Source organism: Sutcliffiella horikoshii (assembly GCF_021991925.1).
Taxonomy (GTDB): Bacteria; Bacillota; Bacilli; order Bacillales; family Bacillaceae_I; genus Sutcliffiella_A; species Sutcliffiella_A horikoshii_F.
In genome coordinates, this window is record NZ_RXZI01000007.1 from 1 (window position 1) to 25,370 (window position 25,370).

The 25,370-nt window shown below is 42.6% G+C and carries 30 protein-coding genes; 13 read left to right on the forward strand and 17 right to left on the reverse strand.

The window, feature by feature from the left end:
- The first annotated feature begins 282 nt into the window (after positions 1-282).
- Positions 283-1,374, forward strand: a complete 1,092-nt coding sequence (locus EKQ44_RS16250; RefSeq protein WP_237664602.1) for an FUSC family protein — start codon at positions 283-285, stop codon at positions 1,372-1,374.
- Positions 1,375-1,698: 324 nt separating this feature from the next.
- On the opposite strand, the gene EKQ44_RS16255 is transcribed toward EKQ44_RS16250, so the two are convergent.
- From EKQ44_RS16255 to fabL, 5 genes are all read right to left on the reverse strand, one after another.
- Positions 1,699-3,444 carry an ABC transporter ATP-binding protein gene (locus tag EKQ44_RS16255; RefSeq protein WP_269151698.1) on the reverse strand — a complete coding sequence of 582 codons (1,746 nt, stop codon included), beginning with the start codon at positions 3,442-3,444 and terminating at the stop codon, positions 1,699-1,701.
- 138 nt (positions 3,445-3,582) lie between these two features.
- Entirely contained in the window at positions 3,583-4,113 is a 531-nt protein-coding gene (ntdP, locus tag EKQ44_RS16260) for a nucleoside tri-diphosphate phosphatase (RefSeq protein WP_237664604.1), read from the reverse strand.
- A gap of 171 nt (positions 4,114-4,284) precedes the next feature.
- Positions 4,285-4,587, reverse strand: coding sequence for a YgaB family protein (locus tag EKQ44_RS16265; RefSeq protein ID WP_269151699.1), 303 nt, complete (start codon positions 4,585-4,587; stop codon positions 4,285-4,287).
- Between the two features lie 261 nt (positions 4,588-4,848).
- Positions 4,849-5,037 carry a gamma-type small acid-soluble spore protein gene (locus EKQ44_RS16270; protein WP_237664605.1) on the reverse strand — a complete coding sequence of 63 codons (189 nt, stop codon included), beginning with the start codon at positions 5,035-5,037 and terminating at the stop codon, positions 4,849-4,851.
- 83 nt (positions 5,038-5,120) lie between these two features.
- Positions 5,121-5,870, reverse strand: coding sequence for an enoyl-[acyl-carrier-protein] reductase FabL (gene fabL / locus EKQ44_RS16275; protein WP_237664606.1), 750 nt, complete (start codon positions 5,868-5,870; stop codon positions 5,121-5,123).
- 110 nt (positions 5,871-5,980) lie between these two features.
- Between fabL and EKQ44_RS16280 the strand changes: the two genes are divergently transcribed.
- Positions 5,981-6,205: a hypothetical protein gene (locus EKQ44_RS16280; protein ID WP_237664607.1), complete on the forward strand. Its 225-nt coding sequence runs from the start codon at positions 5,981-5,983 to the stop codon at positions 6,203-6,205.
- 85 nt (positions 6,206-6,290) lie between these two features.
- Here EKQ44_RS16280 and mutY read toward each other — a convergent pair whose 3' ends face one another.
- Both mutY and EKQ44_RS16290 read right to left on the reverse strand, forming a co-directional pair.
- The gene (gene mutY, locus EKQ44_RS16285; protein ID WP_237664608.1) at positions 6,291-7,397 is read right to left on the reverse strand and encodes an A/G-specific adenine glycosylase; all 1,107 of its coding nucleotides are present in this window, start codon (positions 7,395-7,397) and stop codon (positions 6,291-6,293) included.
- Between the two features lie 21 nt (positions 7,398-7,418).
- Positions 7,419-7,736, reverse strand: a complete 318-nt coding sequence (locus tag EKQ44_RS16290; RefSeq protein ID WP_237664609.1) for a hypothetical protein — start codon at positions 7,734-7,736, stop codon at positions 7,419-7,421.
- Positions 7,737-7,826: 90 nt separating this feature from the next.
- Between EKQ44_RS16290 and EKQ44_RS16295 the strand changes: the two genes are divergently transcribed.
- Entirely contained in the window at positions 7,827-8,813 is a 987-nt protein-coding gene (locus tag EKQ44_RS16295; protein ID WP_237664610.1) for a metal-dependent hydrolase, read from the forward strand.
- Positions 8,814-8,847: 34 nt separating this feature from the next.
- On the opposite strand, the gene EKQ44_RS16300 is transcribed toward EKQ44_RS16295, so the two are convergent.
- Positions 8,848-9,117 carry a YfhJ family protein gene (locus EKQ44_RS16300; protein WP_237664611.1) on the reverse strand — a complete coding sequence of 90 codons (270 nt, stop codon included), beginning with the start codon at positions 9,115-9,117 and terminating at the stop codon, positions 8,848-8,850.
- A gap of 141 nt (positions 9,118-9,258) precedes the next feature.
- Between EKQ44_RS16300 and EKQ44_RS16305 the strand changes: the two genes are divergently transcribed.
- Together EKQ44_RS16305 and EKQ44_RS16310 are read left to right on the forward strand one after the other, a co-directional pair.
- Positions 9,259-9,423 (forward strand): small, acid-soluble spore protein K, encoded by a 165-nt coding sequence (locus EKQ44_RS16305; RefSeq protein ID WP_010198995.1) that lies wholly within the window; start codon positions 9,259-9,261, stop codon positions 9,421-9,423.
- Positions 9,424-9,461: 38 nt separating this feature from the next.
- Complete coding sequence (locus EKQ44_RS16310; RefSeq protein ID WP_010198993.1) at positions 9,462-9,632, forward strand: YpzG family protein; 171 nt, start codon at positions 9,462-9,464, stop codon at positions 9,630-9,632.
- Between the two features lie 23 nt (positions 9,633-9,655).
- Here EKQ44_RS16310 and EKQ44_RS16315 read toward each other — a convergent pair whose 3' ends face one another.
- Positions 9,656-10,000, reverse strand: coding sequence for a YfhH family protein (locus EKQ44_RS16315; RefSeq protein ID WP_331254666.1), 345 nt, complete (start codon positions 9,998-10,000; stop codon positions 9,656-9,658).
- Between the two features lie 86 nt (positions 10,001-10,086).
- On the opposite strand from EKQ44_RS16315, the gene EKQ44_RS16320 reads away from it, so the two are divergent.
- Positions 10,087-10,746, forward strand: a complete 660-nt coding sequence (locus tag EKQ44_RS16320) for an SDR family NAD(P)-dependent oxidoreductase (protein WP_237664612.1) — start codon at positions 10,087-10,089, stop codon at positions 10,744-10,746.
- Positions 10,747-11,106: 360 nt separating this feature from the next.
- On the opposite strand, the gene recX is transcribed toward EKQ44_RS16320, so the two are convergent.
- Positions 11,107-11,901: a recombination regulator RecX gene (gene recX, locus EKQ44_RS16325; RefSeq protein ID WP_237664613.1), complete on the reverse strand. Its 795-nt coding sequence runs from the start codon at positions 11,899-11,901 to the stop codon at positions 11,107-11,109.
- Positions 11,902-12,008: 107 nt separating this feature from the next.
- Between recX and EKQ44_RS16330 the strand changes: the two genes are divergently transcribed.
- The 5 genes from EKQ44_RS16330 (at position 12,009) to EKQ44_RS16350 (ending at position 15,789) form a co-directional block, all read left to right on the forward strand.
- Positions 12,009-12,920 carry a TIGR01777 family oxidoreductase gene (locus EKQ44_RS16330; protein WP_237664614.1) on the forward strand — a complete coding sequence of 304 codons (912 nt, stop codon included), beginning with the start codon at positions 12,009-12,011 and terminating at the stop codon, positions 12,918-12,920.
- A gap of 23 nt (positions 12,921-12,943) precedes the next feature.
- Positions 12,944-14,071 (forward strand): amidohydrolase, encoded by a 1,128-nt coding sequence (locus EKQ44_RS16335; RefSeq protein ID WP_237664615.1) that lies wholly within the window; start codon positions 12,944-12,946, stop codon positions 14,069-14,071.
- Positions 14,072-14,305: 234 nt separating this feature from the next.
- Complete coding sequence (locus EKQ44_RS16340) at positions 14,306-14,869, forward strand: GNAT family N-acetyltransferase (RefSeq protein ID WP_237664616.1); 564 nt, start codon at positions 14,306-14,308, stop codon at positions 14,867-14,869.
- A 102-nt stretch (positions 14,870-14,971) separates the two neighbouring features.
- Positions 14,972-15,094: a YfhE family protein gene (locus EKQ44_RS16345; RefSeq protein WP_237664617.1), complete on the forward strand. Its 123-nt coding sequence runs from the start codon at positions 14,972-14,974 to the stop codon at positions 15,092-15,094.
- A 497-nt stretch (positions 15,095-15,591) separates the two neighbouring features.
- Positions 15,592-15,789, forward strand: coding sequence for a YfhD family protein (locus EKQ44_RS16350; RefSeq protein WP_237664618.1), 198 nt, complete (start codon positions 15,592-15,594; stop codon positions 15,787-15,789).
- Between the two features lie 47 nt (positions 15,790-15,836).
- On the opposite strand, the gene EKQ44_RS16355 is transcribed toward EKQ44_RS16350, so the two are convergent.
- Positions 15,837-16,025, reverse strand: coding sequence for a hypothetical protein (locus tag EKQ44_RS16355; protein ID WP_237664619.1), 189 nt, complete (start codon positions 16,023-16,025; stop codon positions 15,837-15,839).
- 142 nt (positions 16,026-16,167) lie between these two features.
- Positions 16,168-16,698 carry a DoxX family protein gene (locus EKQ44_RS16360; RefSeq protein ID WP_237664620.1) on the reverse strand — a complete coding sequence of 177 codons (531 nt, stop codon included), beginning with the start codon at positions 16,696-16,698 and terminating at the stop codon, positions 16,168-16,170.
- 535 nt (positions 16,699-17,233) lie between these two features.
- Between EKQ44_RS16360 and EKQ44_RS16365 the strand changes: the two genes are divergently transcribed.
- A complete protein-coding gene (locus tag EKQ44_RS16365) occupies positions 17,234-18,742 on the forward strand; it encodes a gluconokinase (RefSeq protein ID WP_237664621.1) in 1,509 nt (502 codons plus the stop codon).
- A 59-nt stretch (positions 18,743-18,801) separates the two neighbouring features.
- On the opposite strand, the gene nhaC is transcribed toward EKQ44_RS16365, so the two are convergent.
- The 4 genes from nhaC to EKQ44_RS16385 all read right to left on the reverse strand — a co-directional run bounded on the left by nhaC (position 18,802) and on the right by EKQ44_RS16385 (position 22,658).
- Entirely contained in the window at positions 18,802-20,202 is a 1,401-nt protein-coding gene (gene nhaC / locus EKQ44_RS16370) for a Na+/H+ antiporter NhaC (protein ID WP_237664622.1), read from the reverse strand.
- Between the two features lie 100 nt (positions 20,203-20,302).
- On the reverse strand, positions 20,303-20,455 hold the full coding sequence (locus tag EKQ44_RS16375; protein WP_237664623.1) for a hypothetical protein: 153 nt from the start codon (positions 20,453-20,455) through the stop codon (positions 20,303-20,305).
- 152 nt (positions 20,456-20,607) lie between these two features.
- The gene (locus EKQ44_RS16380; protein WP_237664624.1) at positions 20,608-21,738 is read right to left on the reverse strand and encodes a histidine kinase N-terminal domain-containing protein; all 1,131 of its coding nucleotides are present in this window, start codon (positions 21,736-21,738) and stop codon (positions 20,608-20,610) included.
- Positions 21,739-21,911: 173 nt separating this feature from the next.
- Positions 21,912-22,658, reverse strand: coding sequence for a YqcI/YcgG family protein (locus EKQ44_RS16385; RefSeq protein WP_237664625.1), 747 nt, complete (start codon positions 22,656-22,658; stop codon positions 21,912-21,914).
- Positions 22,659-22,875: 217 nt separating this feature from the next.
- Here EKQ44_RS16385 and EKQ44_RS16390 point away from each other — a divergent pair, with 217 nt between their 5' ends.
- Positions 22,876-24,018, forward strand: a complete 1,143-nt coding sequence (locus EKQ44_RS16390; protein ID WP_237664626.1) for a SpoIIE family protein phosphatase — start codon at positions 22,876-22,878, stop codon at positions 24,016-24,018.
- 291 nt (positions 24,019-24,309) lie between these two features.
- Here the strand turns inward: EKQ44_RS16390 and EKQ44_RS16395 are convergent, their stop codons facing one another.
- Positions 24,310-25,128: a CheR family methyltransferase gene (locus EKQ44_RS16395; protein WP_237664627.1), complete on the reverse strand. Its 819-nt coding sequence runs from the start codon at positions 25,126-25,128 to the stop codon at positions 24,310-24,312.
- Positions 25,129-25,370: the final 242 nt, after the last annotated feature.

Below are 25,370 nucleotides of genomic sequence, written 5' to 3' on the forward strand. Positions count from 1 at the left end.
CCCCGCAACGAAGTGAGGAGGCTCAAGGTCGCCCCGCGGAAAGCGAAGCGCCTGGAACGGAGATCAACATGTAAGTGCGAATTTAAAAATCATTTAGATCCCGCAAACTATGATTTGCGGGCTTTTTTCTGTCCTTTTAACGCTTGCGCTCCTAACGGAAACCGTGTATAGTACAATATCGAATAACATGAATACAACAATTCCGACATATACTATTAAGTGTTTAACTTTCGAGATAATAGGCTATTAAATTCGGAAAGACAAGAAAGGACTTATTTTAAAATGAAACTCGGTGCCCGTATAGTCAAGACCGGTATCGCGATCACCCTTGCTTTGTTTGTGGCACAGTGGCTCAATGTCCCCACGCCCTTCTTTGCAGGAATCGCAGCGATCTTTGCTATCCAACCATCCATCTATAAATCGTATCAATCCATTATCGAGCATGTGCAGGCCAACCTGATCGGGGCAATCTTAGCCATCATCTTTTCCTTACTGTTCGGACACGACCCGTTCATCATCGGCTTGACCGCCATCTTTGTCATAGGAATCAACCTGAAATTGAAAATTGAAAACACCATACCACTGGCGCTTGTGACCGTCATCGCGATCATGGAAAACCCAGGCGAAAACTTTTTCGAATTCGCCCTGGTACGTTTCTCAACCGTCATGATCGGTATTTTATGCGCTTTTCTGGTCAATCTGATCTTTTTACCGCCTAAATACGAAACAAGACTTTATTACAAAGTGAAATTGACGACAGAAGACATCTTAAAATGGATCCGTATCAATATGCGTCACGGTACAGAGCATCACCTTTTGAAAACGGACATCGAGATGCTTCATCAACGAGTGTTGAAGCTAGAGCAACTATTCATGCTCTATAAGGAAGAACGTACCTACTTTCCTACTCTGAAAAAATCAAGCTCCAAAGCACGCAAACTGGTTATTTTTAGACAACTGATCGTGACAAGTAACCGGGCATTGTATACGTTGAAGATGCTACACCGGTTAGAAAATGAACTGCATCATATGCCTGTAGAGTATCAGCATTACATTAAGGCCGAGTTGGATCACTTGGTTAACCTGCACGAACAGATCTTGTTGAAATTTGTGGGTAAAATAAAGCAGCATAATACTTCCGAAATGTATGAAGAAGAACGCTTTAACAAACAGCAATTCATTGATGAATTTATGGTGCACAAAGACAACTGGTGTGAGTACGAAGGCGACGCCGAGGTCTGGTACCACCTGTTTCCGCTCGTTTCGAAAATCATTGACTACAGCGACCAACTGGAGCACCTAGATAAATTGATTGACAGCTTCCAGAAATATCATGTGGATGATAATGAGTTTGAAATTGGAGAAGAAGAGTAAGAACACTTTCCTGCTTTGAGTTTTTTGGGCAGGAAGGTGTTTTTTTGTATGTTGGTGAAGGTTTTCCTCAGAGAGTTTTCCTGGTGGAACGTTCGCACATGGCTTACTTGTAGAAGGTAGCTTGGGAAATGTAGAAGGTAATCTGGGTAATGTAGAAGATTCGCTTCGAACGGTACAACATTACTCGGAAGTGGTAGAAGTTCGACTCCAAATGGTAGAACACCTAGGTAACCACATGAAGCCTCGCACCCTGGAACCCCTACAAACATAAAAGCCAACCTCTAGCAGAGAAACATTCCTCCGTTAAAGATTGGCTCACAAAAATCAACTGATTTCCTGTATCGTAAATAAATTATAATAGTGTCCCTTTTTCCTCATTAATTCTTCATGAGAACCGACTTCCACTATCTCCCCGTGCTCAAGCAAGACGATCCGGCTTGCATGGGTGATGGTAGACAGGCGATGGGCAACAACGAAGGTTGTCCTGTTTGACGCCAAGCGTTCAAGCGAATCCTGAATGAGATGTTCACTTTCCAGATCCAATGCAGATGTTGCCTCATCCATGACAAGGATCGGCGGATTCTTCAAAAATACCCGGGCAATTGCAACGCGTTGCTTTTGGCCTCCTGAAAGCTTCACTCCCCGTTCCCCTACTTTTGTTTCATAGCCCTCCGGCAGACCGGAAATAAACTCGTGCGCATTGGCCGCTTTGGCCGCTTCGATAATTTCATCCATTGTTGCATTCGGTTTACCAAGGGCAATATTTTCACGAACGGTGTCACTGAACAAAATGCTGTCTTGTAATACAATCCCGATTTGTTTTCGCAACGACTGGACGGTCACATCGCGAATGTCTACTCCATCGAGCTTGATTTTACCTTCTGTGACATCATAGAATCGTGGCAATAAGCTTACCAATGTCGACTTTCCACCCCCACTCATCCCGACAAGGGCAATGGTTTCACCTTCGCGTACTTGTAACGATAAATTCTTCAATACGTATTCTTCATTTTCTTCATATTTAAAAGAGACATTTTCAAAGCTGACTTCCCCGCGAGCTGTTTTACATTCGACGGCATTCGGCTTATCTGTGATATCGTATTTCTCATCCACAAATTCAAATACTCTGTCCATGGAGGCTATGGACTGCGTCAACGTTGTGGAAGAGTTGATCAATCGGCGCAACGGATTATAAAGGCGGTCAATATAAGCAACAAACATGACCATTTCCCCGACCGTCAGTCCTTGGTTGATCACTTGATATCCTGCGTATCCAATAACAAGCAACGGCGCAATATCCGTAATGGTATTTACAACGGCAAACGTTTTGGCATTCCAGCTTGTGTGGTCCAATGCTTTTTGTAAAAAATTTGTATTCTGTTTTTTGAATTGCTCTTGCTCATAGCCCTCTATAGCCATACTTTGGATGACAGGCATCCCCTGCACCCGCTCATGCAAATGCCCTTGTACCTCTGCAAGCGCCTGAGAACGCACTCTTGTCAGATGTCGCAGCCGGCTGTAAAAGTATTTGATGGAGAAACCGTAGAACGGAAAAAGCATGATCGATACTAGGGTCAAGGTGATATCCACCTGGAACATGATGACGATCACAATGAAGATGGTGGCAAGGTCTAGCCAAAAGTTCATCAAACCGGTGATCACAAAATGCTTCGTCTGCTCCACATCATGAATGACCCTTGAAATGACCTCCCCTGCCCGGTTATTGGCATAAAAACGCAAACTAAGCCGTTGAATATGATCAAAAAGCTTATCACGCAAATCATAAAGGATTTTACTGCCTGTCCATTGTGCGAAATATTGTCTGTAATACTCAATCGGTGGTCTTAACAGCAAAAAGGTCAGGAAGATCGCGCCCATGATCATTAGCAACTCATTCGTTTTCTCCTCGCTTGATCGACCATCGACCAGCAGAATATCGTCCACTACGTATTTGAGTAATAAAGGAATTAATAAGGGCAATCCGAATTTCAGCATCCCAATAAGAATGGTACCGACAATCTGCCACCGATAAGGTTTTACAAATCGCATGTACCGTTTTATACTATCCAATTGACTTCCTCCCATGATGGCTACTAACTTCTCTATCTTGTTAGCTTCCGCTTTCCGTTTTGAAACATGTATCTTTAATCCTTTTAAAAACAAAAAAGGCCTGGCATATCAAGTTACCAGTTGCCTTTTGCCATAACGTTACCCTCTGTAAGTGAGGTAACGCTCGTACCATAAGTCAATAAAGTCAGGAGCAAACGGTCCCTTCCGTTGCCTGATCCAGGAGATCAACGTTTGGACATTGCTCTTTAGGATCTTATCTATGACTTCCGGATAGTTCATCTCTTTACGATGTTTTTCATATTCATCCTCATCCAACAGAATGAACGTCATATCCGGAAATACCTTAATATCCAAGTCATAATCTATGTATTTCAACGCTTCATCATCCGCGATAAATGGGGAACTGATATTGCAATAGTAGTACACCCCATCTTCTCTGATCATGCCAATGATGTTGAACCAATGCTTTCCATGAAAATAACAAATAGCTGGTTCCCTTGTGATCCAGGTTCTACCGTCCGATTCTGTCACAATGGTTTTGTCGTTTCCACCAATAACAAGGTTTTGCGTCCCTTTAAGCACCGTTGTTTCATCCCAGACTCTGTGGATATGACCGTTGTGCTTGTAGCTATGTATTTGTACTGTTTCTCCTTCTTTGGGACAACCCATTCCTCTTCCCCTTCTTTCTATTTTATGCCCGCACTTCTCAGCTAAAAGCAAACCATTTTCTACTATTATAACGGTTCCCGTCAGATTTTAAAACAAAAGAGCCATCTTTATGAAAAGAAGATAGCTCCATCGCCAATGTTATTACCTACCTACTCGGTAGAACGACAACCATTATACAGTCCCTTGCAAATGATAAGAGCGGATTGCCTCTTCCGTCTGTGTTTCAAAAATCGACTGTATTTCTGCCAACTCTTCTTTCATTTTTGCAATATCTTCTTTAAGCTTTTGAAGCTTTTCCGCCTCTTCTTTCAGTTGTCGCATCTGCTCCTCTAATTTCTGGCACCGCTCAATCTCCCCTTGAAGCAACAAAAGCCGATCCATCGTCTTCAACTGCTCCGCCACCGCCAAATCAAACCTATCCACCACAAAAATCTCCTCCTTACCAGATACCATTTCCCCTCTACTACATAACATTCTTCCCCCTCCCCCCAAACCCTTTGACAACATATGTTGAGCAAAGGGAAGTTTTGTCGAGCAAAAAAATTTGAAAAAGGGGTCAGACCCCACAAGGAAATTCCCCCTCCATCTCGAAGCACAGCGGACCAAAGGATAACTTGTCGAAATTAGGCGAACGAAAAGGGGTCAGACCCCAGAAGGAATTTCCCTCTTCACAACGAAGAAGCACTCCCCATCGGTTTGATAAGGAGTGCTTCTGTTATTGCTTTATTGTTGTTATTAGCGGTTTTGTTGGTTCTTTTGCGCTGCAGATTGAGCGTTTTGTTGTCTCACTTCTTGAGCATTAGTTTCGCTCGCGAATTCAGCACCGTATTGTTGTTGGTTTTGTTGAGCATTCTGTTGTTTTACATGTTGAATGCTTGTACCAGAAGCTGTTTTAGCTTGGTTTTGTTGGTTGTTGTTTGCCATTGTTTATCACCTCCACGAAATTTAAGATAACCATTTCGGAAGGAAACTATGACAAAAAAATAAAAAATTATTTTCTGTATATTTTAGACAAGTAAAGACCTTCCCCCGTCCACAATAATCGTCTGTCCGCGAATCATGCTTGCTTGGTCAGACAAGAGGAACATAACCGAATTCACTAGGTCGTCCGGTTCCACCATGCGTCCAGCAGGGGTGTTGTTCTTCGCATCTTCCAATAGTTCTTCGCGATTCGGGAAATGCTTCAATGCATCCGTATCCACTGCTCCACCAGATACAGCATTCACGACGATATTCTTTTCAGCAAGCTCTACTGCAAGATAACGCGTTAATGCTTCGATGGCCGCCTTGGAAACTCCTACTGTTGTGTAGTTTTTCAAATAGCGGATGGAACCTAAGGAACTAATGCTAACGATTTTACCGCCGCCAACCTTCTCCATTCGTTTTGCCGCCTCTTGCGCCAAAAACAGCAGTGCCTTGGAGTTGATGTTCATGGTCCAATCCCAATGAGATTCCTCCAGTTCCATGACAGGACGCAAAACGCCAGATGCCGCATTGCTTACCAATAGATCAAGGCGACCAAACTCTTCATCGATTTTCACAAACATCTCTTTGATCTTCTCAGGCTGCCCTACATTCGCCTTCACCGTCAAAGCCTTTACACCAAGCTCCTCGATTTCTGCAGCTGTTTCTTGTGCCGCCGTCTTGCTACGATTATAGTTGATGACGATGTTATAGCCCTCTTTTGCCAGTTCCAACGCAATCTTCTTCCCGATACCACGGCTGCTTCCTGTTACTAATGCCACTTTATTTGTCATGATCTCTACTCCTTTATGTATGGTAACTATATATAATATCTTTCAGTATAAGCCTTATTGATTCATCAAACAATAACAGCATAGACTTTGCCATGAAGGAGGCTGAAGTTATGTATGTCGGACGTGACATGACCGAATTGTCCATGCACTCTAAAAAAGAATGGAAAGACACGGAGCTCGCATATTTTCACCATTCTCTCCAGCAGATGGTACCTTATTTAAATGCAGAAGGCCAGAGCATCCACAGAGAAATTGTGCTGGAAATCGAGGCTCGCGGCGGGTTCAAACGCCATGAAGCCGATTGGACGCACGGAACCAGAATCAGCTATGATTAACCCGTCTTATCATGGGTGTCCGTCCACTCCGCTTCTTCATTTCTAAATACAAACGAGGATCAACCATTAAAGGTCGATCCTCTTCTTATTTACTCAGTTTAACAAATTCCTTCCACATATTCTGATGGGACACCGGAAATGCATACTCCTTCATTTCCTCCTTTGTGACGGCAATCAGTCCTCTATCCCGCGGTACCTCCCCGCTCCATGAACCGACATAAACATTCACATCCCATACTAGATGCGAAAAAACATGCTTGATATCACATAAATACTCTCCAACCGATATTTCCATTTCGTATTCCGTTTTCATCAATTGATGCAACTGTTGCTTGGCTGTTCCAAGTTCATCCACCTTCACAAAATTCGGGAACTCCCAAAGGTTCGCCAACAGACCTTCACTTGGTCTGCGATGAATTACGTATCTTCCTTCCTGATCAACAAGAATGCCGGCAACAAGTGCTACCTGCTTGCTCGATTTTTTCTTCGTCTTAACGGGAAGCTGGGTTTGTACCCCTTCTGCAAAAGCACGACAATGCTCTTGCACCGGGCACAAAAGACAGGATGGGGAGGTTGGGGTGCAAACGATCGCTCCTAGCTCCATCAACCCCTGATTAAAAAAGGATGGATTATCTATTGAGATTAAATCCCGAATGACCTCTTCAAACACTTTACGAGTTTTCGGCTTGGCGATATCATCCTCAATCAATAGTATCCTCGACAATACCCTCATGACATTACCGTCGACAGCAGGCTCTGGTACTCCATAGGCAATGCTTAATATTGCTCCTGTCGTGTAAGGGCCTACACCTTTTAAGGTGGAAATCACTTTTGCCGTATTCGGAACAACTCCGTCATAGCTTTGGTGAACTTCCCTTACCGCATTCTGCAGATTCCGCGCACGGGAATAATAGCCGAGTCCTTCCCAAGCCTTCAACACCTTGTCCTCTTCGGCTTCCGCCAAACTTTGTATGTTTGGGAACTGCTCAATAAAGGAATTAAAATAAGGGATAACCGTATCCACTTTCGTCTGTTGGAGCATGATTTCAGAAACCCATACTTTATAAGGGTCCTGATCCTTTCTCCAGGGCAGATCGCGCTGCTCCCTTTCAAACCAAGTAATTAAATCATGCTGAAAACCATATATATCAAAATCATCAAGTCGTTCATGTTGGGTCGTTTCTTTTTTCAAAATAAACCTCCAGAAAGTAAGTTAGCTCGTAATTTTCAGTCCGACATATTGCACAGGTCCAGCCTCTGTATCTATATATTGAGATAGTTCGTGAAAAACATGATTCTCAGGAGAACAGCGCAATGCTTTCATGGCAAAATAATGGGATTCTGTAGGAAGCAGAAAGGATTCTCTGTAATAGGCAGCCCCTTTTTCTTCACTTGCTTTTGACCATTGAAATTCATTTGCTCCTATGCCGTGCATCACTTTCAAGACCTGTTCCATCGTAGCTTCGTATTGTTTTGTCACTGTTTCCTTTATAGGATATTGAATGAAAATATGCAACTGTTTTGTTATCATGTTTGAAAACACCCCTTTTGCATCAGACTAAATATAAAAGTAAAAAGAATAAAGTGCATATCATTCCAGAAACCGAAAGGAGGCCGACCATTGGATACAGGCACACACGTTGTCATGGGAATCGCCCTCGGTTCCATGGCAACCATTGATCCTTACGTTGCGAGCAACCCTGAAACCGCAACTGCCATCATGATCGGAGCTCTGATTGGTTCACAAGCTCCGGATACGGACACAATTTTGAAATTCAAAAACAATGCGACCTATATTCGAAATCATAGAGGAATCACTCATTCCATACCGGCAGTGTGCCTATGGCCTCTATTGATAGCTCCGGTCATTTACTTTTTTATACCGGAAGCTAATTTTCTTTACTTATGGATTTGGACATTCATTGCCGTAATCCTTCATGTTTTTGTCGACATTTTCAACGCTTATGGGACACAAGCGCTCCGTCCTTTTACAAAAAGGTGGGTTGCGCTTGGGATTATTAACACTTTCGATCCGGTCATTTTCGGTTTTCATATTGTAGGACTTGTCTTATGGGGAGCTGGATTCCATCCAGGTTTTACCTTCCTAGCCATTTACGGAATCCTGATCGCTTACTATGTTTTGCGATATCGAATGCAGCAGAAAGTGTTGCGACAGGTAAGGGAGATTATTCCTGATGTAACAAAGACATTGATCTCCCCGACCCTTTATTGGAACCAGTGGCATTTGGCCATTACGACAAAAGAGAGTTTCTATGTGGCAAGAGCCGTGAAATACCAGATCTTTATACATGACACCTTTGATAAAGTTCCATTGCCTGAGAATGCGATTATCGAAGCGGCAAAATTCGACGACAATGTTTCAGCTTTCCTTTCGTTCTCTCCCGTATATCGATGGGAGATGGAGGAATATGATGACCATTATGAGGTTCGGTTCATCGACCTGCGTTACCGAAGCAAGGATTATTATCCTTTTGTGGCGATTGTCCAACTAGATCATGATCTGAATATCATAAGCTCTTATACCGGATGGATTTTCAGTGAAGAAAAACTTCGCACCAAACTCGATATGGTTCCCACGATAGAATAAAACCGCCCGCCTTTTGTTTAGGGCGAGCGGTTTATTAATGTGTTAAATGATCATCGGCATTAAGAAGATGCTTGTATTTGGGGTTATTCGAAAAGAATTCATGAAGACTATCTCCATGACGGTCGATAATCTGGCTTACCATCCGTTCCGTCATTTCCTTCCCCTTGTATTCATAACCAGCTTTGGCATAGGAACTTTCAAAATCCTCCCACAAAAGTTCCACCCAAGTTCTTGCTTTGTCATATGTTAATGCCGGATTCTTCTCTAGAAGACGATCGGCCAGACGTTCGAAATATTGCTCCATTTTTCTACACCTCTTTTGGGTTTAATTCACTCTTCATATCATTACATATAATCGTCCCTAAAATCCAATATTAAAGTTAGGTGTTTATTTCCGTCTATGCAAGACGGTCAGGGCACCTATTTTACCGAGGAGGCGAGTCGCATGAGGAACAAGGCGAGAAACTTTCCAAACCCCAATGACAATAAGTTCGAAGGGGAAGGTCGTGCAAAGTCCGAGTATGCTTCAAAACGTGCAAATGGAACCATCAATACACATCCACAGGAGCGCATGAGAGCTTCTGGCGCAAGAGAAGAAGATACATTCTAAACTTTGTGCTCACATCTAACTAATAGGAGGTTGTTATCATGGCAAAACAAAATCACAAGCCATCACGCAGTAATCCTTTTACGTTAAATGACCATCCATTTCCGCAGCCGAATGCTCACTCAAAACACTCGTTCCGCCAAGTAAACGGTGAAACGCAACAGGCACAGAATATCCAGATCTTAGAAGTGCAAACGAGAAAAAGATCCTAACTAAGCAGAAAAGCAAAGAGGCTTCACACCTCTTTGCTTTCTTCTTTCAATAACATGGAAATTGGCAATCCTTCTTCTTCCTTATTGACCATATCCCCATTCACTCTATGTCCCCATGCGAAAACACCATTCATATACGTTATTTTAAAATGAACACCAGGGTCTCCCTCAATTTCATAGACCGCTCCAGGCTTATAATCATCCGGATTCAACATATAAGCCTTGGCCATTGTAATCTTACGTTCCAAAACGGCAAATTCATTGACAATCCCGAGTTGCTCGGCCTTACGCGCCTTTTCTTTTAATGTTGCAATTTCCTGATGCAGCTCATATGAAGTCATTTGACTATAGCGCTTTTCCTGTTCCACTTGCGTTCCCCCTAAAAAATCTTATAAAGTAAGAATAGCATGATTATCCTATTACAAAAAGCTATTATGAAAAGTGAGTGATACAAATGCAAACCATACTGATTACAGGTGCAGGGACCGGACTTGGCATGGAATTGGCCTTAGCTTATGCCAAACAAGGACATACCCTCATTTTGACAGGCAGAAGACTAGATCCACTTAAATCCGTCGTAAAAGACATCCACTCTGCAGGCGGCAAGGCATTCGCTTACCAAATGGACATCAGTAATTTAGAGGAAGTCAAACAAAGAGTAGGGCAAATCACCGCACAACATTCCGTCGATTACCTTGTAAACAATGCAGGCACTGGGTGCTTTGGGCCGTTGACAGAATTGGGCTATGAGCAAATAGTGACGGCCATTCAAACTAACGTATTGGGTACCATCTTTTTGACTAAAGAACTGGTCCCTCACTTATTGGAGAAGAAGAAACCGAAAATCATGAACATCATCTCTACTGCCGGACAGAAAGGAAAAGTAAATGAAAGTGTGTATGTAGCCAGCAAGTACGCGGTTCGTGGCTTTACGGAAAGTCTCCAAAAAGAACTTGATGGCAAGATACATGTAATCGCGACCTATATGGGTGGCATGGATACGCCATTTTGGGATGAGACAGATCATATCAAAGACAAATCAAGATTGAGATCTCCCCGGGAGGTTGCCGAGATTATAGTCAACAAGGACGAAGAGCTTGAGATTCAGGTATAAAGGTAGCGGTAGGCACCGTTTGGAATTTAAACTTCATAAAACGGTGCTTACAGAAAGCTTTTTTTCTTTAAGATTTTTACGACACCTGGCTTTTTAAAGCATAGAATGTCTAGATAAGGTATGAAAGCTTTTTTCTGTCTAGGCTTGAAGAGAGCACGAAAGCACGGAATATGGCTGTTAATGAGAAAAAATCACTCTCGAAAAAAACTGACAAGCAGCACTTCTACCAACCAGCCTTCAACTTACACCATTTAAGAGCAACCTTCTACATTTCCCAAACTCACTTCTACATTTCCCGAGGTCACTTCTACAACAAACCCTCAAACTTCTACCACTTCGCCTTTCCAGCATGCCTATTCCTTACTCATTCTCCTCCAACCACCGTTCAATCAGATCCATTGGAAACCCTTTACGATAAAGGGCTCCCTTCATCTTCATCTTATATTCATAATCATCCATGCCGGTGTACTTACGTTGATATTTCTCTGCATGCTTGGACAATGCTTCCCACTCTTCTGAAGTATCCTCCTCAAGTTCCGCTTCCTCGATGGCAATTTTAATGACAGAAAAGGAATATCCCTTTCTCACCAAAGCCTGCTCTACTTTCTGAATCATAACCTTGAAGGAATCCTTCTTATACTTTGGTGCATATTTAAGAACCAGCTTTACCGCATGCTCCAGCTCCTGGTCCGCGCTGTACTCGGACTCGACTGCTTCTTCTATCATCCCTTTTTCGACGCCCTTCTCCATGAGTTCCTGTTCAATGACACCTCGCCCCTTCAAGGTAGTGTTTACCTGCGTTCTAACATAGGCAATGGCAAATTCCCTGTCGTTCAGATATCCCTGTTCCGAAAGCTTCTTCACGATTTCCTTTATGACAAAGGGTTCGTATTCTTTCTCTTTTAAATAGTCTTGGATTTCTTTTGCCGTTCTCATTCTAAAGGATAGATAGTGAACCGCCGTATTATAGGCTTTGTTGACCTGGTCACTATATAAGATTTCTTCAATTTCTAGTTCGTCCAATTCCTTGCCTTTTATAAGCTGGAACTTCAATAAAGTCCCTTCATACACAGCGAAGGCGTATTCCCCGTCCAAAAAAATATTGAAGCGCTCCTTATTCTTTTGTTGCACCGAAATTTTCGTTATTTTACTCATTACCGCTTTCACTCCATTCCTTAGCACATTGATTCGTATTAAATAAAGGATATTTAGGGAAAAGAACTAATATAAGTAGATAAGAATTCTCTTGAGAGGTGATATAAATGAAAATTGCCATTGCAGGCGGTACGGGGCTTGTCGGTCAAGCATTGACAGACCATTTAATTGATAAAGGAAATACCATCTTTATTTTAACGCGAAACAGTACGGATAAAAAGGAAAAGGATCATGTGACATATTTGGAATGGTTGCAGGATTCCTCGAACCCGGAGGCAATATTGGACGGGGTTGATGCCATCGTCAATTTGGCCGGCGAATCCATCAATAGCGGTCGGTGGACAGAAGAACAAAAAAGGAAAATCATTAAAAGCCGCATCTCCTCCACCAAAGAAATAAACCGGATCATCGCTTCCATGCAAAATAAACCGGAAGTACTGGTAAATGCCAGCGCCATCGGCTATTACGGAACATCGGATACCGAGACGTTTACGGAATCGGATACCACACCTGGATCTGATTTTCTGGCTTCCACGGTTTATGCATGGGAAAAAGAAGCAGAGCATGCACAATCGGAAGGCGTCCGTACGGTTTACACAAGATTCGGGATCGTCCTTGATAAAGAAGAAGGAGCCCTCCCAAGGATGATGCTGCCCTACAAGCTTTTTGCGGGCGGAAAAATCGGGTCTGGCGAACAATGGATGTCATGGGTGCATATTAAAGATGTGGTTGGCGCCATTGCGTTCAGCATAGAAAATAAAAGTGTGGAAGGTCCGGTGAATGTTACCGCCCCTGACCCTAAACAAATGAAGGATTTCGGCAGGACGCTCGGCAAGGTCATGGGCCGACCACACTGGTTCCCGACACCTGGATTTGCACTCAAAACAGCTCTTGGCGAAATGAGTGTACTAGTCCTCGAAGGTCAACGGGTGCTTCCGAAAAAATTAGAGGAAAATGGCTATAAATTCTTTTATTCTCATCTTGATGACGCTCTGTCCGACATATTACAATCAAAGTAATGACAGAAAATTAGGAGTCTTCTATGGGTATAGTGATGTTCAGGAACGCAACGGTCTACCCTATCACATCAGCACCAATCCATAACGCAGATGTGGTGACGGAAAACGGCAAAATAAAGTCGGTTGGCAGAGGATTGGCGGTACCTGAAAATGGGAAAGTGATAGAGTGTAAGGAGAAATACTTGTTTCCTGGATTCATCGATGTTCACACACATCTCGGACTGTATGACGAAGGAACTGGCTGGGCTGGAAATGACGCCAATGAAACGGTGGAACCACTTACTCCACATATCCGTGCACTTGACGGTGTACACCCTTTTGATCCTGGTTTTCAGGATGCAATCCAGTATGGGATCACGACGGTTCACATTATGCCCGGAAGTGCGAATGTTATTGGAGGGACCACCTCCGTAATCAAAACCCATGGTGTGAACATTTCCAAGATGATTATCCAAGAAACCGCTGGGTTGAAGGTCGCTTTTGGAGAAAATCCGAAGCGGATTCATAGTCAAGGCAATAAGGATTCCATCACCCGTATGGGAATAATGGGCATGCTTCGCGAAGCCTTTTATCAGGCAAAATATTACGACAATCCCGAAAATCTCCGGGTAAAGCCTATTATAATGGCGCTTGAGCAGAAGATTCCCGTTCGCATCCATGCTCACAGGGCGGATGACATCATGTCTGCCATTCGTTTTGCAGAAGAATTCAACCTGCGCTTTACCATTGAGCATTGTACAGAAGGACATCTGATTGCAAACGAATTGCGAGGACGAGACATGAAAGTCTGCGTGGGTCCGACCATGACAAGGAGATCAAAGATTGAATTAAAAAACAAACACTGGAAAACATATCAGGCATTGTCGGAGGCTGGAGTAGAAGTTTCCATCACGACAGACCACCCATATACCCCTGTTCAGTATTTGAATGTGTGCGCGGCTTTGGCCGTGCGCGAGGGCTTGGATGAACAAAAAGCACTAGAAGGAATCACGATGATAGCAGCAAAAAACCTTAATATCGCAGACCGTGTCGGGAGCATTGAAACAGGGAAGGATGCCGACTTGGTACTATGGTCTCACCACCCCTTCCAATTCCTTGCAAAGCCAGTCATGACAATGGTTGACGGTGAAATAATTTACCAAAAAAATTAACAAAAAAGTTGTTTCTTTTTTAAATGAAATCGAGTATGATACGAAGGTAAACAAAAATTAAATCAACTAACAATTGTGTTTAAATGTTAGGGAAGGCAAATGGTGCGCCACCAGTTTCACTGGTTCTAGTGGGTTCGATTCCCACCCCGAAATTTTTTGTAATTTAAAAAATTTCGAGGGTGGGCCAGTCTTCACGTCAACGTGACAGTTCTGCCCTCAGTTGGAGGGTTAGACATGCTCAAAAAACGTGATTTCCAAGAATCTCAAACTCTTTATGAGTTAATGGTGCACCCTGAAGTCTTCCCTTTTGTGCGTCATAAAGCGTATTCCTACGATGAGTTTCTTTTCCTAACAAAACAGACCATCGAAGCAGAAGAACGCGGAGAATTGATTTCACGTACCATTCTTGATGAGTGGGGCACTCCAATTGGAACAATCAATCTTTTCGACGTACAGGACGGAGCCGGCTTCCTAGGCACTTGGCTAGGCAAACCATATCATGGCAAAGGCTATAACCAGCCTGCCAAGGATCAATTCTTCGAGGAACTATTTTATGAACTCGATATTCAGTCCATCTTCATGCGCATCCGCAAGGTGAATGTCCGCTCCACAAGAGCAGCCGAAAAGCTACCATATGTCGTCCTGGCGAATGAAACCCGAAAAAGCCTGCTGGATGAAATTAACGCAGGTGAAGATATCTACAACCTATATGAAATTTCTCGAGACCAATATACTCTATACAAACTGCGCACAGGTCACGAAGTGCTGCATGAAGAGCATCAGCTGAAAGAAGCATAATAAATTTGCGTCTGCCTTACATTGTGGGCAGGCGCTTTTTAGTATAATTTCCCACTTTTTAGCCAAAACTGTTAGTATGCAGATATTAAGGAGGGATTCTTGATGAGTGATAAAAAGCGTCGTGAAAAAACAAAATCTACATTGAGCAAAACACAGGAAGTTACCTACTCTCGTGAGTTTAAAATGGCAGACCGAGTGGGCGGATATACGGAAAGACGCAGATAGTCCTGCCTGGGAAAATAATTGAGGTTGCCTTCATCGTTTATGATGAGGGTATTTTTTATGGGAGTCGATAGGATTTTGGGGTGTTGGTGGCGCCTAGGGAATTCCGCAGTAATCGAGGGGATTTGGGTTGGTGGATTTTGGGACTGCGCTAATTTTCGGGACTTGCCAGCTTTTGAAATTGGCGAATTTCGGGGACTTGACGGATATGAGGGTCTTTGGAATGAATCGGGCGATAATTTGGAATTACGGGCGATTTTTCCGATTTACGGGCGAAAATCCAAAAATACGGGCGATTTTTCAAATTTACGGGCGAAACACAAAAATCCGTCCAGGTACCTATTTAGCCTCCCCTAAAATCTCCCTCTCCCTCTCCCCTTCATCCCATCCAGCAACTACCTCACATCGCAACCCCCTACGCAGGTTAACCTATCCAAGAAGACATAAAGGAACCTATACTTGTACCTTATGTCTATCGCATTTTCTTAGGAGGGTTTCGAATGGGACGTTCACGTGGGCATCAATCTGGTGGTAAAAATAAAGCCTCACTTCCACAGGTACCTAAGAACATGAAAAAAGCTGCACAGGATGCAGAATTCGCGAACGAGCAGCATGCTGATAATGAAATCCTAGAAGCACAAGCTCGCGCATCCGCGGCTGGAATTAAACGGAATAGTAAGAAAGATACCTTTAGATAACAGCCGGAAAAGGCACGTGACCCAGGGTCAGCGTGCCTTTTTCTTACTCATGGACCCATTTGATGAGTATTATTAGGTGGGCCACCCTGCCTTTGTGTTTCATCTTTAATTCCTTCTATGCCATCTTTGACCTTCTTATCACTCATGGATTTATACCGATCTGTTTTCCTATCCAATAGAAAGCCGAATAACAAAAAGGATACAATAATGATCAAGATTATTCCCCAAAACAACACGCGGATCCCCTCCTTTGTTATAGATATTCAACAATCTCTTCTTATTTCCTTTTAACCACGAAAAATGACGCGTTTCTCTCACGCGTCATTTTCTGTACAATACTTTACTTTTCACTATCCAAACTACACTTACTTTTCATTCCTAATGCGCCGCCGCATGCCCACCTTCTATAGTTTTATCATTGTTGCCACGTGCGCCCTTCATCTTTCGAGCGTTCCATTTATCTTTCATGAATCTGATGGCAAAGCGATCAAGTCCATAGAACGTCGCCGCTGTTCCTGCAGCAATCAGTAGTATTGCTGCCGTATATAGTACTGGGTTGGTGCTTATTGTACCAGCCAACAAGAAGTTTAGGTTCATAAATGCTCCCGCCAATAATGCCGGTAATGTTGCTAAACCTAGTATGAGTGCAATACCTACCAACACTTCGCCCCATGGAATTAAGATATTGATCAAACCCACATTTGGCAGTGCCACATTCTCAAGGAATCCAGCGTACCAGCCTTGTACTGCTGGATGCGCTCCTTCCGCTTTTGCGATGGCGCCATGTAAAAATCCTTCTGCATCAAAAGCTCCTATTTTAGGTAAGCCGGCCTTCAGCCATTGTACTCCCAACCAAATTCTTAATACTGTCCAAAGGATTGCCATTTTCGGTCCACGTAACCATTTCATGATCTTTTCCTCCTAGCAATTAGTTTGTGAAGTTTTTCACAATGAGCTGTAAAAAAATTTAGCCGGCTAGCTGTTTATTCCCTTAGAAAGTTTGTGAAGTTTTTCACTTACTTTCTATCTTTACTATACAATGTTTTCCGTTGATCTACAATAGAGTTCACAAATTGTTCGCAATATTTTTTTATGTTAATAAGAGTTGTCTAACCTATTGTGGATAATGTGGTTAAATTAACGATATCCCGTTATATCAGTATAAATTAAACATTTAATTGTGAATAACATTTTGTGGATAAGAATCTTACATCCTGTTGATAATGTGGATAAATGTGTGTATATCTTATATATCAAGGCTTAACGTTGTGCACAACTTCAAAAACGCATGACTTTTGTATCAGAAAATACTGATAATTATACTACTTTACACCTATATTGGAATAATTCTGACTTTTTCCATAAAAATATTTTACTAATTGATATTATTTCCCCTCAACGATTAAACTAAAGGTATACTGCGGAAAGTGAAGGGTGGTAACTCATGAGCAAATATATTATTGGTCTGGATATCGGAACCTCCACCACCAAGTCCGTTATTTTCACTAGACAAGGAGAAGTGGTTTCAGGTTATGAATGTGCCTATTCCACCTACCATCCGAAACTTGGCTATTCAGAACAGAATCCTTTAGAGATTGATAAGGCTGCACGTTTGGCTATCTCTACTTCCATGAGTCAAAAAAATATTGCCGCTACAGACATCATTGGCCTTAGCATCTCATCTGCCATGCATAGTCTCATTTGTATCAACGAGCAAAACGAACCAATCTCCCCAATGATCATTTGGGCGGATGGAAGAAGCTATCCACAAGCGGCCATCATGAGGGATTCCTATGGACGGGACTTATATGAACAGACTGGTACTCCCATTCACCCGATGTCCCCCTTTGTGAAGCTCGTCTGGATGAAGGAAAATCAGTACACACCATACTATGAAGCGGCTCGTTTTGTTTCTATCAAGGAGTTTATTTTATACAAATGGTGCGGTACTTGGCAAGTGGATTATTCCATCGCCTCTGCAACAGGTCTCTTTAACATCCATACATTGCAATGGGAAGAGGACGCTCTGGCAATCGCGGGAATAAACGCATCACAGCTTTCTCGTATTGTTTCCTGTACGAAGGAGGTTGGTCCATTAATAGTAGACGTGGCAAAAGAATTACTTCTACATCCTACCACTCCCATAATAATCGGCTCAAGTGATGGCGTGCTTGCGAATATGGGAGTAGGGGCGATTGACGACGGGGAGACTGCATTGAACCTTGGAACTAGTGGTGCACTCCGCAGATTCACTAAGGAAAAAAAGACCGATTATGAACAGCGTACATTTCAATATGCATTCACAAAAGAAAGTCATATCATAGGTGGCGCCACTAATAATGGTGCTGTCCTGATGCACTGGCTTGCAAGGCAATTCTCTTCCTTGACCAAGAAAGAGGCGATTGAAGTCGCTGACCTTGAATCCTTGGCCGCCACATCTAGTGCAGGTTCCAATGGATTGTTTTTTCTTCCCTATCTGAACGGGGAGCGGGCCCCCAAGTGGAATGCCAAAGCAAAAGGTGGTTGGATGGGGCTCACTCTTTCCCATACAAGTGCAGATATGATTCGAAGCGTCATGGAAAGTGTCATCTTCAATATGTATGAAATTCATGAGGCACTTCATGAAAAGGCAGGACCAACGAAAGAACTGATAATTAGCGGCAGTTATGCGAAATCCCCATTATGGGTGCAAATGACTGCAGATATCTTCAAAAAAACCGTCACCGTTCCTGATAGCCATCAAGCTACTGCCTGGGGGGCAGCTTGGCTTGGACTATATGCGTTAGGTGAGGTTGACTCCATAGAAGCGATCAAGCTCTATATTCCTATCAAACACAAGGTGCTGCCAACTGTAAGGAATGTGGCAAGATATGAAGAATACTACCACATCTACCGGGAGCTATATAATAAAAATAAACCCTTGTTCGCCGAGATGGATCGGTTGCAATACTAATTAGGTATATAAAAAAGCGTGCAGCGGTTATCTACCGACCCTGCACGCTTTTTAAATTATTATCCTTCTACACGCTCTCTCTTCTTGATACTGATACCTGTAAACCCATAGAACAAGCTCAACAGCGGACTAATCAAACAGAATAATGCGAATGGCAGATAATCCAATACCGGCACACCAAGCACCCCTGCCATGAACACACCACTCACCCCATATGGAATCAATGGATTGATGACCGTTCCTGCATCCTCTAATACACGGGCCAGGTTTTTGGATGCGATGCCCTGCTTCTCATATTCTTTCTCAAAGGCCTGTCCTGTTAAAATGATGGACATATACTGTTCTCCAACTGTTACGTTTACTCCGATAGCAGTGGCAACAGTGGCTAAAATGAGCTTTCCTGTAGATGATACAAATTTCTGTACCATGATAAGTAACCGTTCCATCACGCGCAGCTGCTGAATCAACCCTCCCATGCTTAGCGTCAGTAAGACAAGAGAAACGGACCACATCATGCTTTGAATACCACCTTTGGATAGTATGCTGTCCATCGCTTCATCCCCAGTTGCACCTGTGAAGCCATTTTGCATAACATCCATCAGTTGGGCGATGTTAATTGCTGGTTGGAGGATAAACGCCATCACCGAACCTGTGATAATCCCCACCATCATGACAAAGATAGCCGGGACACGTCTCAATGCCACTCCGAACATGATAACGGCAGGTAATAAAGCCCAAATACTCACAAGTCCCTCCGCCATCAGCACAGCTGGTAAGTCAGCAAACTTGCCTACTGACCCACCGCTTGCTCCACTGCTCATAAAACTGAATGCAACAAGACAGATGATGGCTGCCGGGATGGTGGTCCATAACATATGGCGGATATGTTCAAATAAGTCCACCTTACAGACTGCCGATGCAATGTTGGTGGTATCTGAAAGTGGTGACATTTTATCCCCTAATAGTGCTCCAGAAATGATGGCTCCAGCGACGATTGCCGGATTAAAGCCCATCCCTGTACCAAGTGCGATAAATGCCACACCGACTGTAGCGGTAGTTGTAAAAGAACTCCCGATACTGATCCCGATGATTGCCGTGATGATAAACACGCTCGGTAGAAATAGCTTCGCTGAAATAAGCTGTCCGCCATAATAGATAAAAGTCGGGATCGTTCCTGATAGCATCCAGACCCCAATCAAAATCCCAATCAATATAAACAATAGAATGGGAGTGAGCCCTTCCTTAAGGCCGTTTTTCAAGCCAGTTTCAATAAAATCCCACGGCTGCTTTTTAACGAAAGAGAACAATATTAATACCACAATGCTTGCAAAAATAGGGATATGCGGTTCTGCTTTAAAAATGAATAAGGAAGTGGATATAATAGCTATTATGCTTACAACCAAGCCAAGAGCCGCAATTCCACTGATGTTTACTTGATCCTTCTGTACTTGCTGCTCCATGATGTTCCTCCCAATAGTTGATTGTGCTTATTGTTAATTTGCACCAAAAAAGCCCCTTCATCCCTAATAGCAAGGGACGAAGAAGCTCCGCGGTACCACCCTAATTGGCAAACTGAATGCTTGCCCACTCATCTAAAGAATAGCCTGTTGACAATATGTACTGTATTTCATCGCCCGCTCCGCCTGGGTTTTCACCAACCACCCAGTCTCTACCTGCTGCAAATACGCCGACTACTTTATACAAGGCTATCAAACTATTAATTTTCTATGCTCCACTCTGCTCCAACAAAACAATTTCACCAACACACTTAAACGCTTAAACGCTTTTAGGTGTTAAAGTATTATGTATAACTTAATATATAATTCACCAAATGTCAACAACAAAAAATCCCCAAGCTAATATGCTTAAGAGGATTTCTCGTGTTCTATCTTTTTTGCTGGCATTCTAAGGATGAAACTTGTCTGTTCTTCATTTGATATGCAATAGATCTCTCCGTCATGCTTTTCAATCAGTTTTTTACAGATGTAAAGACCGATTCCCGTCCCTAGGTCCTTGGTGGTGAAAAACGGCTCGAAAATGGCATGTATCGAATCCTCCCCGATCTTCGGCCCGTTATTGGTAATGGATAGCTCCATCACATTCCCCTTTTCCAAACAAACAACCTCTATCGTCCTTACTTTATCTTTCATTTGTTGAAGCGCATCAATAGAATTGATGATTAGATTCAAACAGACCTGTCTCAGTTCATCCTTATTGGCAAACAGACTGATACTGGGATCGATATCCAAATGAATGACGACATCCCCATCCAATAAACTTGGATATAAGAATTCCACCAGTTCCTGCAAAAGAAAAGACAGATTAACCTCTTCTCTCTTACTTTCAATTAATTCCTTCCTAGACACATGCAGGAATTGCGATATACGGTAATTTAGCTGGTCCAGTTCATGTCGCATAATTTCCAAATATGGATGATCCGGAAGTTCATTCTGTAAAAGTCTAGTAAAGCCGATAACAGATGTCAAAGGGTTGCGGAATTCATGAACAAAACTTGAGCTCATCTGTCCAAGGATCGTTAGGCGCTCCTTATGAGTCTGATTTATGTACAGTTCCTTCTCCTCCAACTGTTGCTCTTTGATTTGTGTGTATTTTCGTACTGCCAAATAGGAAAATTGGTCAAATAGATCATTGATTTGATCAATAAAAGGCTGCAGCTCCTTACTGGGAATCCCCGATTTCCATACCCACTTGACCACTTCACTCCTGCCAGTATTCACATTGTAGACAAACTCACTAATGTTAACATTGGCCTGCACCCGCTCCTGGGCCGTCTTGTTTGCAAGCATGGTGATTTCTTCTTCTGTCAGCGGCTCTTTGATCGCTTTTTTAACCAGCTGGTACATTTGCCTTCCGTTACGGATGACTTCTTCTTTATATAGGTCATTCTCCGATATTACACTTTTATCTCTCCAATTTTGGATAAATTGCTCATGATTTTCTTCTAAGTATAGCGTGAGTTTCTCAGAAGCCTCCATTTTGCCTGCCACCTTCAACTTGATTTTTTCACAATCACTCTAGTTCTATCATAACAGAAAATTAAAAATGATATGAAACTTGTTTCCTACCAACCTATAGTTTGAACTTTCCCATAAAAATAACCTGACTCCTATGCTATTAGCATAGTTAGTCAGGCTATATCCGTCTAGTCTTATTTTTTCATAAAGGAAAATGGACATTTTCCTTCTATCGGTTTCACATCGTCCCCGATGAAGTATTGCTTCCACTCCCGATGGTTCGGATCTCCGTAATGGCTGATATTCGGATGGGTAGGAAGCTGATCCCACTTTTCCACTCGTTCCCTTACTTTTTCGCGGGACATGATACCGCCTTTTGAGGTTCCTTCAAGTCCTTCAAATATACGTCGTGGTTGGAAGCCGAGGATGAGGCTGCTACCAAGATCCCTTGTTTTCCTTTGCTTATAGGCTGGAGCATTACCGAATACGAAATATGGTTCATCGGAAAAGGAGAATGCCCATAAATGGTGATTCGGGTCTGTAGGATAATCCTTTGGCCAAGGTTTATCATCTTTCATATGCAAAAACTGTAGAATATCCCAGAAATACTCACGGTAATAAGGAATTTGCTTTTCCTCCATTTCAGGTTCCACAAACAGAAAAAGACCGTGCCGGACCAGCGGTTTCCCTTCATCAAACAGCGCCTGGAAATCACGTAAAGTATCCGGGAGATGTGTCCAGTTGTCATGTGTTATGTAAGAATAACGCAACTCTCCTTTTTTCTCTGCACTCATGCCAAAGTAGCAAGGAAACGTCTTATCCGTTACCACACTCCGGAAATTCGTATATTCCCTTATCACCCATTCAGGAACAATATCAGGATTAGTCATCTCTTCTTTTGTCAGTAATTTTCCCTTTGTCGTACGAACTGCTGTCTCCATGCAATCACCTCTTAATGGAATTATTAATCTTCATAACTTGAAAAATACCCTTTATAAGGAATGTCAAAACATAAGAGGTGTACCCTCGTATACTAAAAGAGGTACAATTAGCTTATAAGTTATATTAATTTTCTTATATGTGTTTCATCCCATTCCTTAAGGGGTATTAACAATAAGATTGTTTACTATTTCATATACATAGAGGAGAAAAATGGAAATGGGCATTTTAATTGTGGATGATAACCAAGTCAATTTGTTTGTCATTGAGAACATTTTGAAAAGGGCAGGCTATAAAGAATATATATCCTTCACTTCCGCCAAAGAAATGTTTGATTACTTAAATATGGATAATCCCTCATCACCTAGAATGCCCGTCGATATCATTTTGATGGATATCATGATGCCAGAGATAGACGGAATTGAGGCCTGCCGTACGCTTCAGACGGTCCCCCATCTGAAAGATATCCCTGTCATATTTGTCACGGCATTGGAAGATTCCAATAAAGTGGCGGAAGCATTGGATGCAGGTGGATTGGATTATGTGATGAAACCGATCAATAAAACGGAACTGCTTGCACGGATACGTGTTGTACTTAGGCTGAAGCAGGAAAAAGATAAGAATAAGAAGCAGGCTGAAAAGATAAGAAATCAATTGGACCTATCCCAACAAGTCCAGAACAGCCTTTTAAGCGAACCGATTTTTGATGAGCGATTCACCGTCAAAGCGTCCTACATACCTGCCTATAAACTAGCAGGTGACATGTATTATTGGTATAAGATTGATAGAAATAGGTATGCGGTCATCCTTCTGGATATGATGGGACACGGTATTTCTGCTTCCTTGGTCTGCATGTTCATTTCCTCGGTACTGCGCGACTCCATCAGAGGGTGTGCGGATCCTGAATTTGTCATCAGCGAGTTGAACCGTTGGATGTATGCATTGAATTTACGCAATCAACAAATTCCGTATTATTTTACTGCTATCTACCTAGTGATCGATACAGAAGAAAAGACGTTGGAATACGTTAACGCAGGCCATCCGGCAGGCTTTGCCCTAGTCGATGAAGGCGAAGTTGTAGAGCTTTCCAACCGTACTTGTGCACTTGGTTTTTTCGAGAAGGTGGATATTAAAAAAACATCCATCTCCTACGAGGATTCCGTTCAAATCATGCTTTATACGGATGGGGTGGTGGAAACGATGGAGAAGGTCGGCATGAACCAATACCCGCAGTTTATCAAGTCTGCCTCTAAGCTTTGGGACCTGCCAAACATACCGGAACCCCTTCATTTGGTTTTACCCGAAGAAACCCAAGCAGAAGCATCTGATGATATGTGTGTAGTCCTCATACAGGCGAGGTGAACAAAAAAACCGGGCGATTGATTAATCGCCACTGTTCCTTTCCACAAATGGCTGCGCTTTCCACGGGGCGACCTTGAGCCTCCTCACTGCGTTGCGTTGCGGGGTCTCAACATTGTCGCTACTCCCCCGTAGGAGTCTCCGCCATTTGCTCCAATCCACAGCTAGAAATTCGAAAGTAAGTAAGGTTAACGGCTCTTTTTGGTTCCTTAATGTAGGAAGGCATTTCATTCTTCTATCATGAATGAAACCAACCGCATAGCTAATAAAAAAGCGGAAAGCAAGGATTACATCCTAGCTTTCCGCTTTTTTTCTGTAAATCTTATCATAGAGATCGAATTCTTCAAACCGCGGATGTGCATCAAGACGCAAAGCTTCCTTACTTCCAAGACCCAGAAAGCCTCTAGCGCCCAGACTCTCCTGGAACAATTCAATCACATTGTGCTGCAGTTCCAAATTAAAATAAATCAATACATTTCGACATATGATGATATGAAACTCATTAAAGGAACGGTCTGTCACCAAGTTATGCTGTGCAAACACGATTCTACTCAATAACTTTTCGTTGACATAGGCAAACTGATGATCGGAATGATAATACTCTGAAAAGGCAGTCTTTCCGCCAGCTTGCATATAATTTTTTGTATAAGTTTTCATTTTGGAAAGAGGTATGATTCCTTTTTGAGCCTTCTCCAATATCTTCTCATTCATGTCCGTTGCGTATATCTTCGACTTGTGACCCAAGCCTTCCTCTTCCAGTAAGATAGCCATGGAATAAGCTTCTTCTCCGGATGAGCAGCCTGCGTGCCATACTCGGATTTCCGGCATTTCCTTTAACAAAGGCATCACTTTTTCCCGAAAAGACAAGAAAAAGGAAGGATCCCGGAACATCTCTGTAACATTGATGGAAAAGTCATCTAATACTTTTTGTAAAAACACTTCCTGATGAATAATTCTTTCTGTCAGCTGACTGATATTTTTCAGTCCTTCCAGCCTTAATCTATTCTCCACTCTTCTCATAATGGAAGACTTCATATATTTTCTAAAATCAAACCCAGAAAGCCGATAAACTGCGGTTAAGAATAAATCTAGTTCCAAGTCTTGCTTGTCCACTGGTAATCCTGCCTCCAAAATCTGAAATCTTACAAAAAGGCTGTTATATCATAAATTGTTGCATTTAACTAGTAAAAGTCGGCAGTTGGACTTTTTACTACTTACATACTCTTTGGCTCTACAGAGAAAAGAGCACGAAGATAAGGAATCCAACGTTAGGCTAGTAAGAACGAAAAAGCAACAAAGTTTACGAAAACAGCCTACATGGAAGGGACGGCTACTCGCGTCCAACGAACCTCAAC

Coding starts and splice junctions, on each gene's coding strand:
- EKQ44_RS16250 (WP_237664602.1), top strand. CDS start 283: ATGAAACTCGGTGCCCGTATAGTCAAGACCGGTATCGCGATCACCCTT.
- ntdP (WP_237664604.1), bottom strand. CDS start 4,113: ATGGGTTGTCCCAAAGAAGGAGAAACAGTACAAATACATAGCTACAAG.
- EKQ44_RS16265 (WP_269151699.1), bottom strand. CDS start 4,587: ATGTTATGTAGTAGAGGGGAAATGGTATCTGGTAAGGAGGAGATTTTT.
- EKQ44_RS16270 (WP_237664605.1), bottom strand. CDS start 5,037: ATGGCAAACAACAACCAACAAAACCAAGCTAAAACAGCTTCTGGTACA.
- fabL (WP_237664606.1), bottom strand. CDS start 5,870: ATGACAAATAAAGTGGCATTAGTAACAGGAAGCAGCCGTGGTATCGGG.
- EKQ44_RS16280 (WP_237664607.1), top strand. CDS start 5,981: ATGTATGTCGGACGTGACATGACCGAATTGTCCATGCACTCTAAAAAA.
- EKQ44_RS16290 (WP_237664609.1), bottom strand. CDS start 7,736: ATGATAACAAAACAGTTGCATATTTTCATTCAATATCCTATAAAGGAA.
- EKQ44_RS16300 (WP_237664611.1), bottom strand. CDS start 9,117: ATGGAGCAATATTTCGAACGTCTGGCCGATCGTCTTCTAGAGAAGAAT.
- EKQ44_RS16305 (WP_010198995.1), top strand. CDS start 9,259: ATGAGGAACAAGGCGAGAAACTTTCCAAACCCCAATGACAATAAGTTC.
- EKQ44_RS16310 (WP_010198993.1), top strand. CDS start 9,462: ATGGCAAAACAAAATCACAAGCCATCACGCAGTAATCCTTTTACGTTA.
- EKQ44_RS16320 (WP_237664612.1), top strand. CDS start 10,087: ATGCAAACCATACTGATTACAGGTGCAGGGACCGGACTTGGCATGGAA.
- recX (WP_237664613.1), bottom strand. CDS start 11,901: ATGAGTAAAATAACGAAAATTTCGGTGCAACAAAAGAATAAGGAGCGC.
- EKQ44_RS16330 (WP_237664614.1), top strand. CDS start 12,009: ATGAAAATTGCCATTGCAGGCGGTACGGGGCTTGTCGGTCAAGCATTG.
- EKQ44_RS16335 (WP_237664615.1), top strand. CDS start 12,944: ATGGGTATAGTGATGTTCAGGAACGCAACGGTCTACCCTATCACATCA.
- EKQ44_RS16340 (WP_237664616.1), top strand. CDS start 14,306: ATGCTCAAAAAACGTGATTTCCAAGAATCTCAAACTCTTTATGAGTTA.
- EKQ44_RS16345 (WP_237664617.1), top strand. CDS start 14,972: ATGAGTGATAAAAAGCGTCGTGAAAAAACAAAATCTACATTGAGCAAA.
- EKQ44_RS16350 (WP_237664618.1), top strand. CDS start 15,592: ATGGGACGTTCACGTGGGCATCAATCTGGTGGTAAAAATAAAGCCTCA.
- EKQ44_RS16360 (WP_237664620.1), bottom strand. CDS start 16,698: ATGAAATGGTTACGTGGACCGAAAATGGCAATCCTTTGGACAGTATTA.
- EKQ44_RS16365 (WP_237664621.1), top strand. CDS start 17,234: ATGAGCAAATATATTATTGGTCTGGATATCGGAACCTCCACCACCAAG.
- nhaC (WP_237664622.1), bottom strand. CDS start 20,202: ATGGAGCAGCAAGTACAGAAGGATCAAGTAAACATCAGTGGAATTGCG.
- EKQ44_RS16380 (WP_237664624.1), bottom strand. CDS start 21,738: ATGGAGGCTTCTGAGAAACTCACGCTATACTTAGAAGAAAATCATGAG.
- EKQ44_RS16385 (WP_237664625.1), bottom strand. CDS start 22,658: ATGGAGACAGCAGTTCGTACGACAAAGGGAAAATTACTGACAAAAGAA.
- EKQ44_RS16390 (WP_237664626.1), top strand. CDS start 22,876: ATGGGCATTTTAATTGTGGATGATAACCAAGTCAATTTGTTTGTCATT.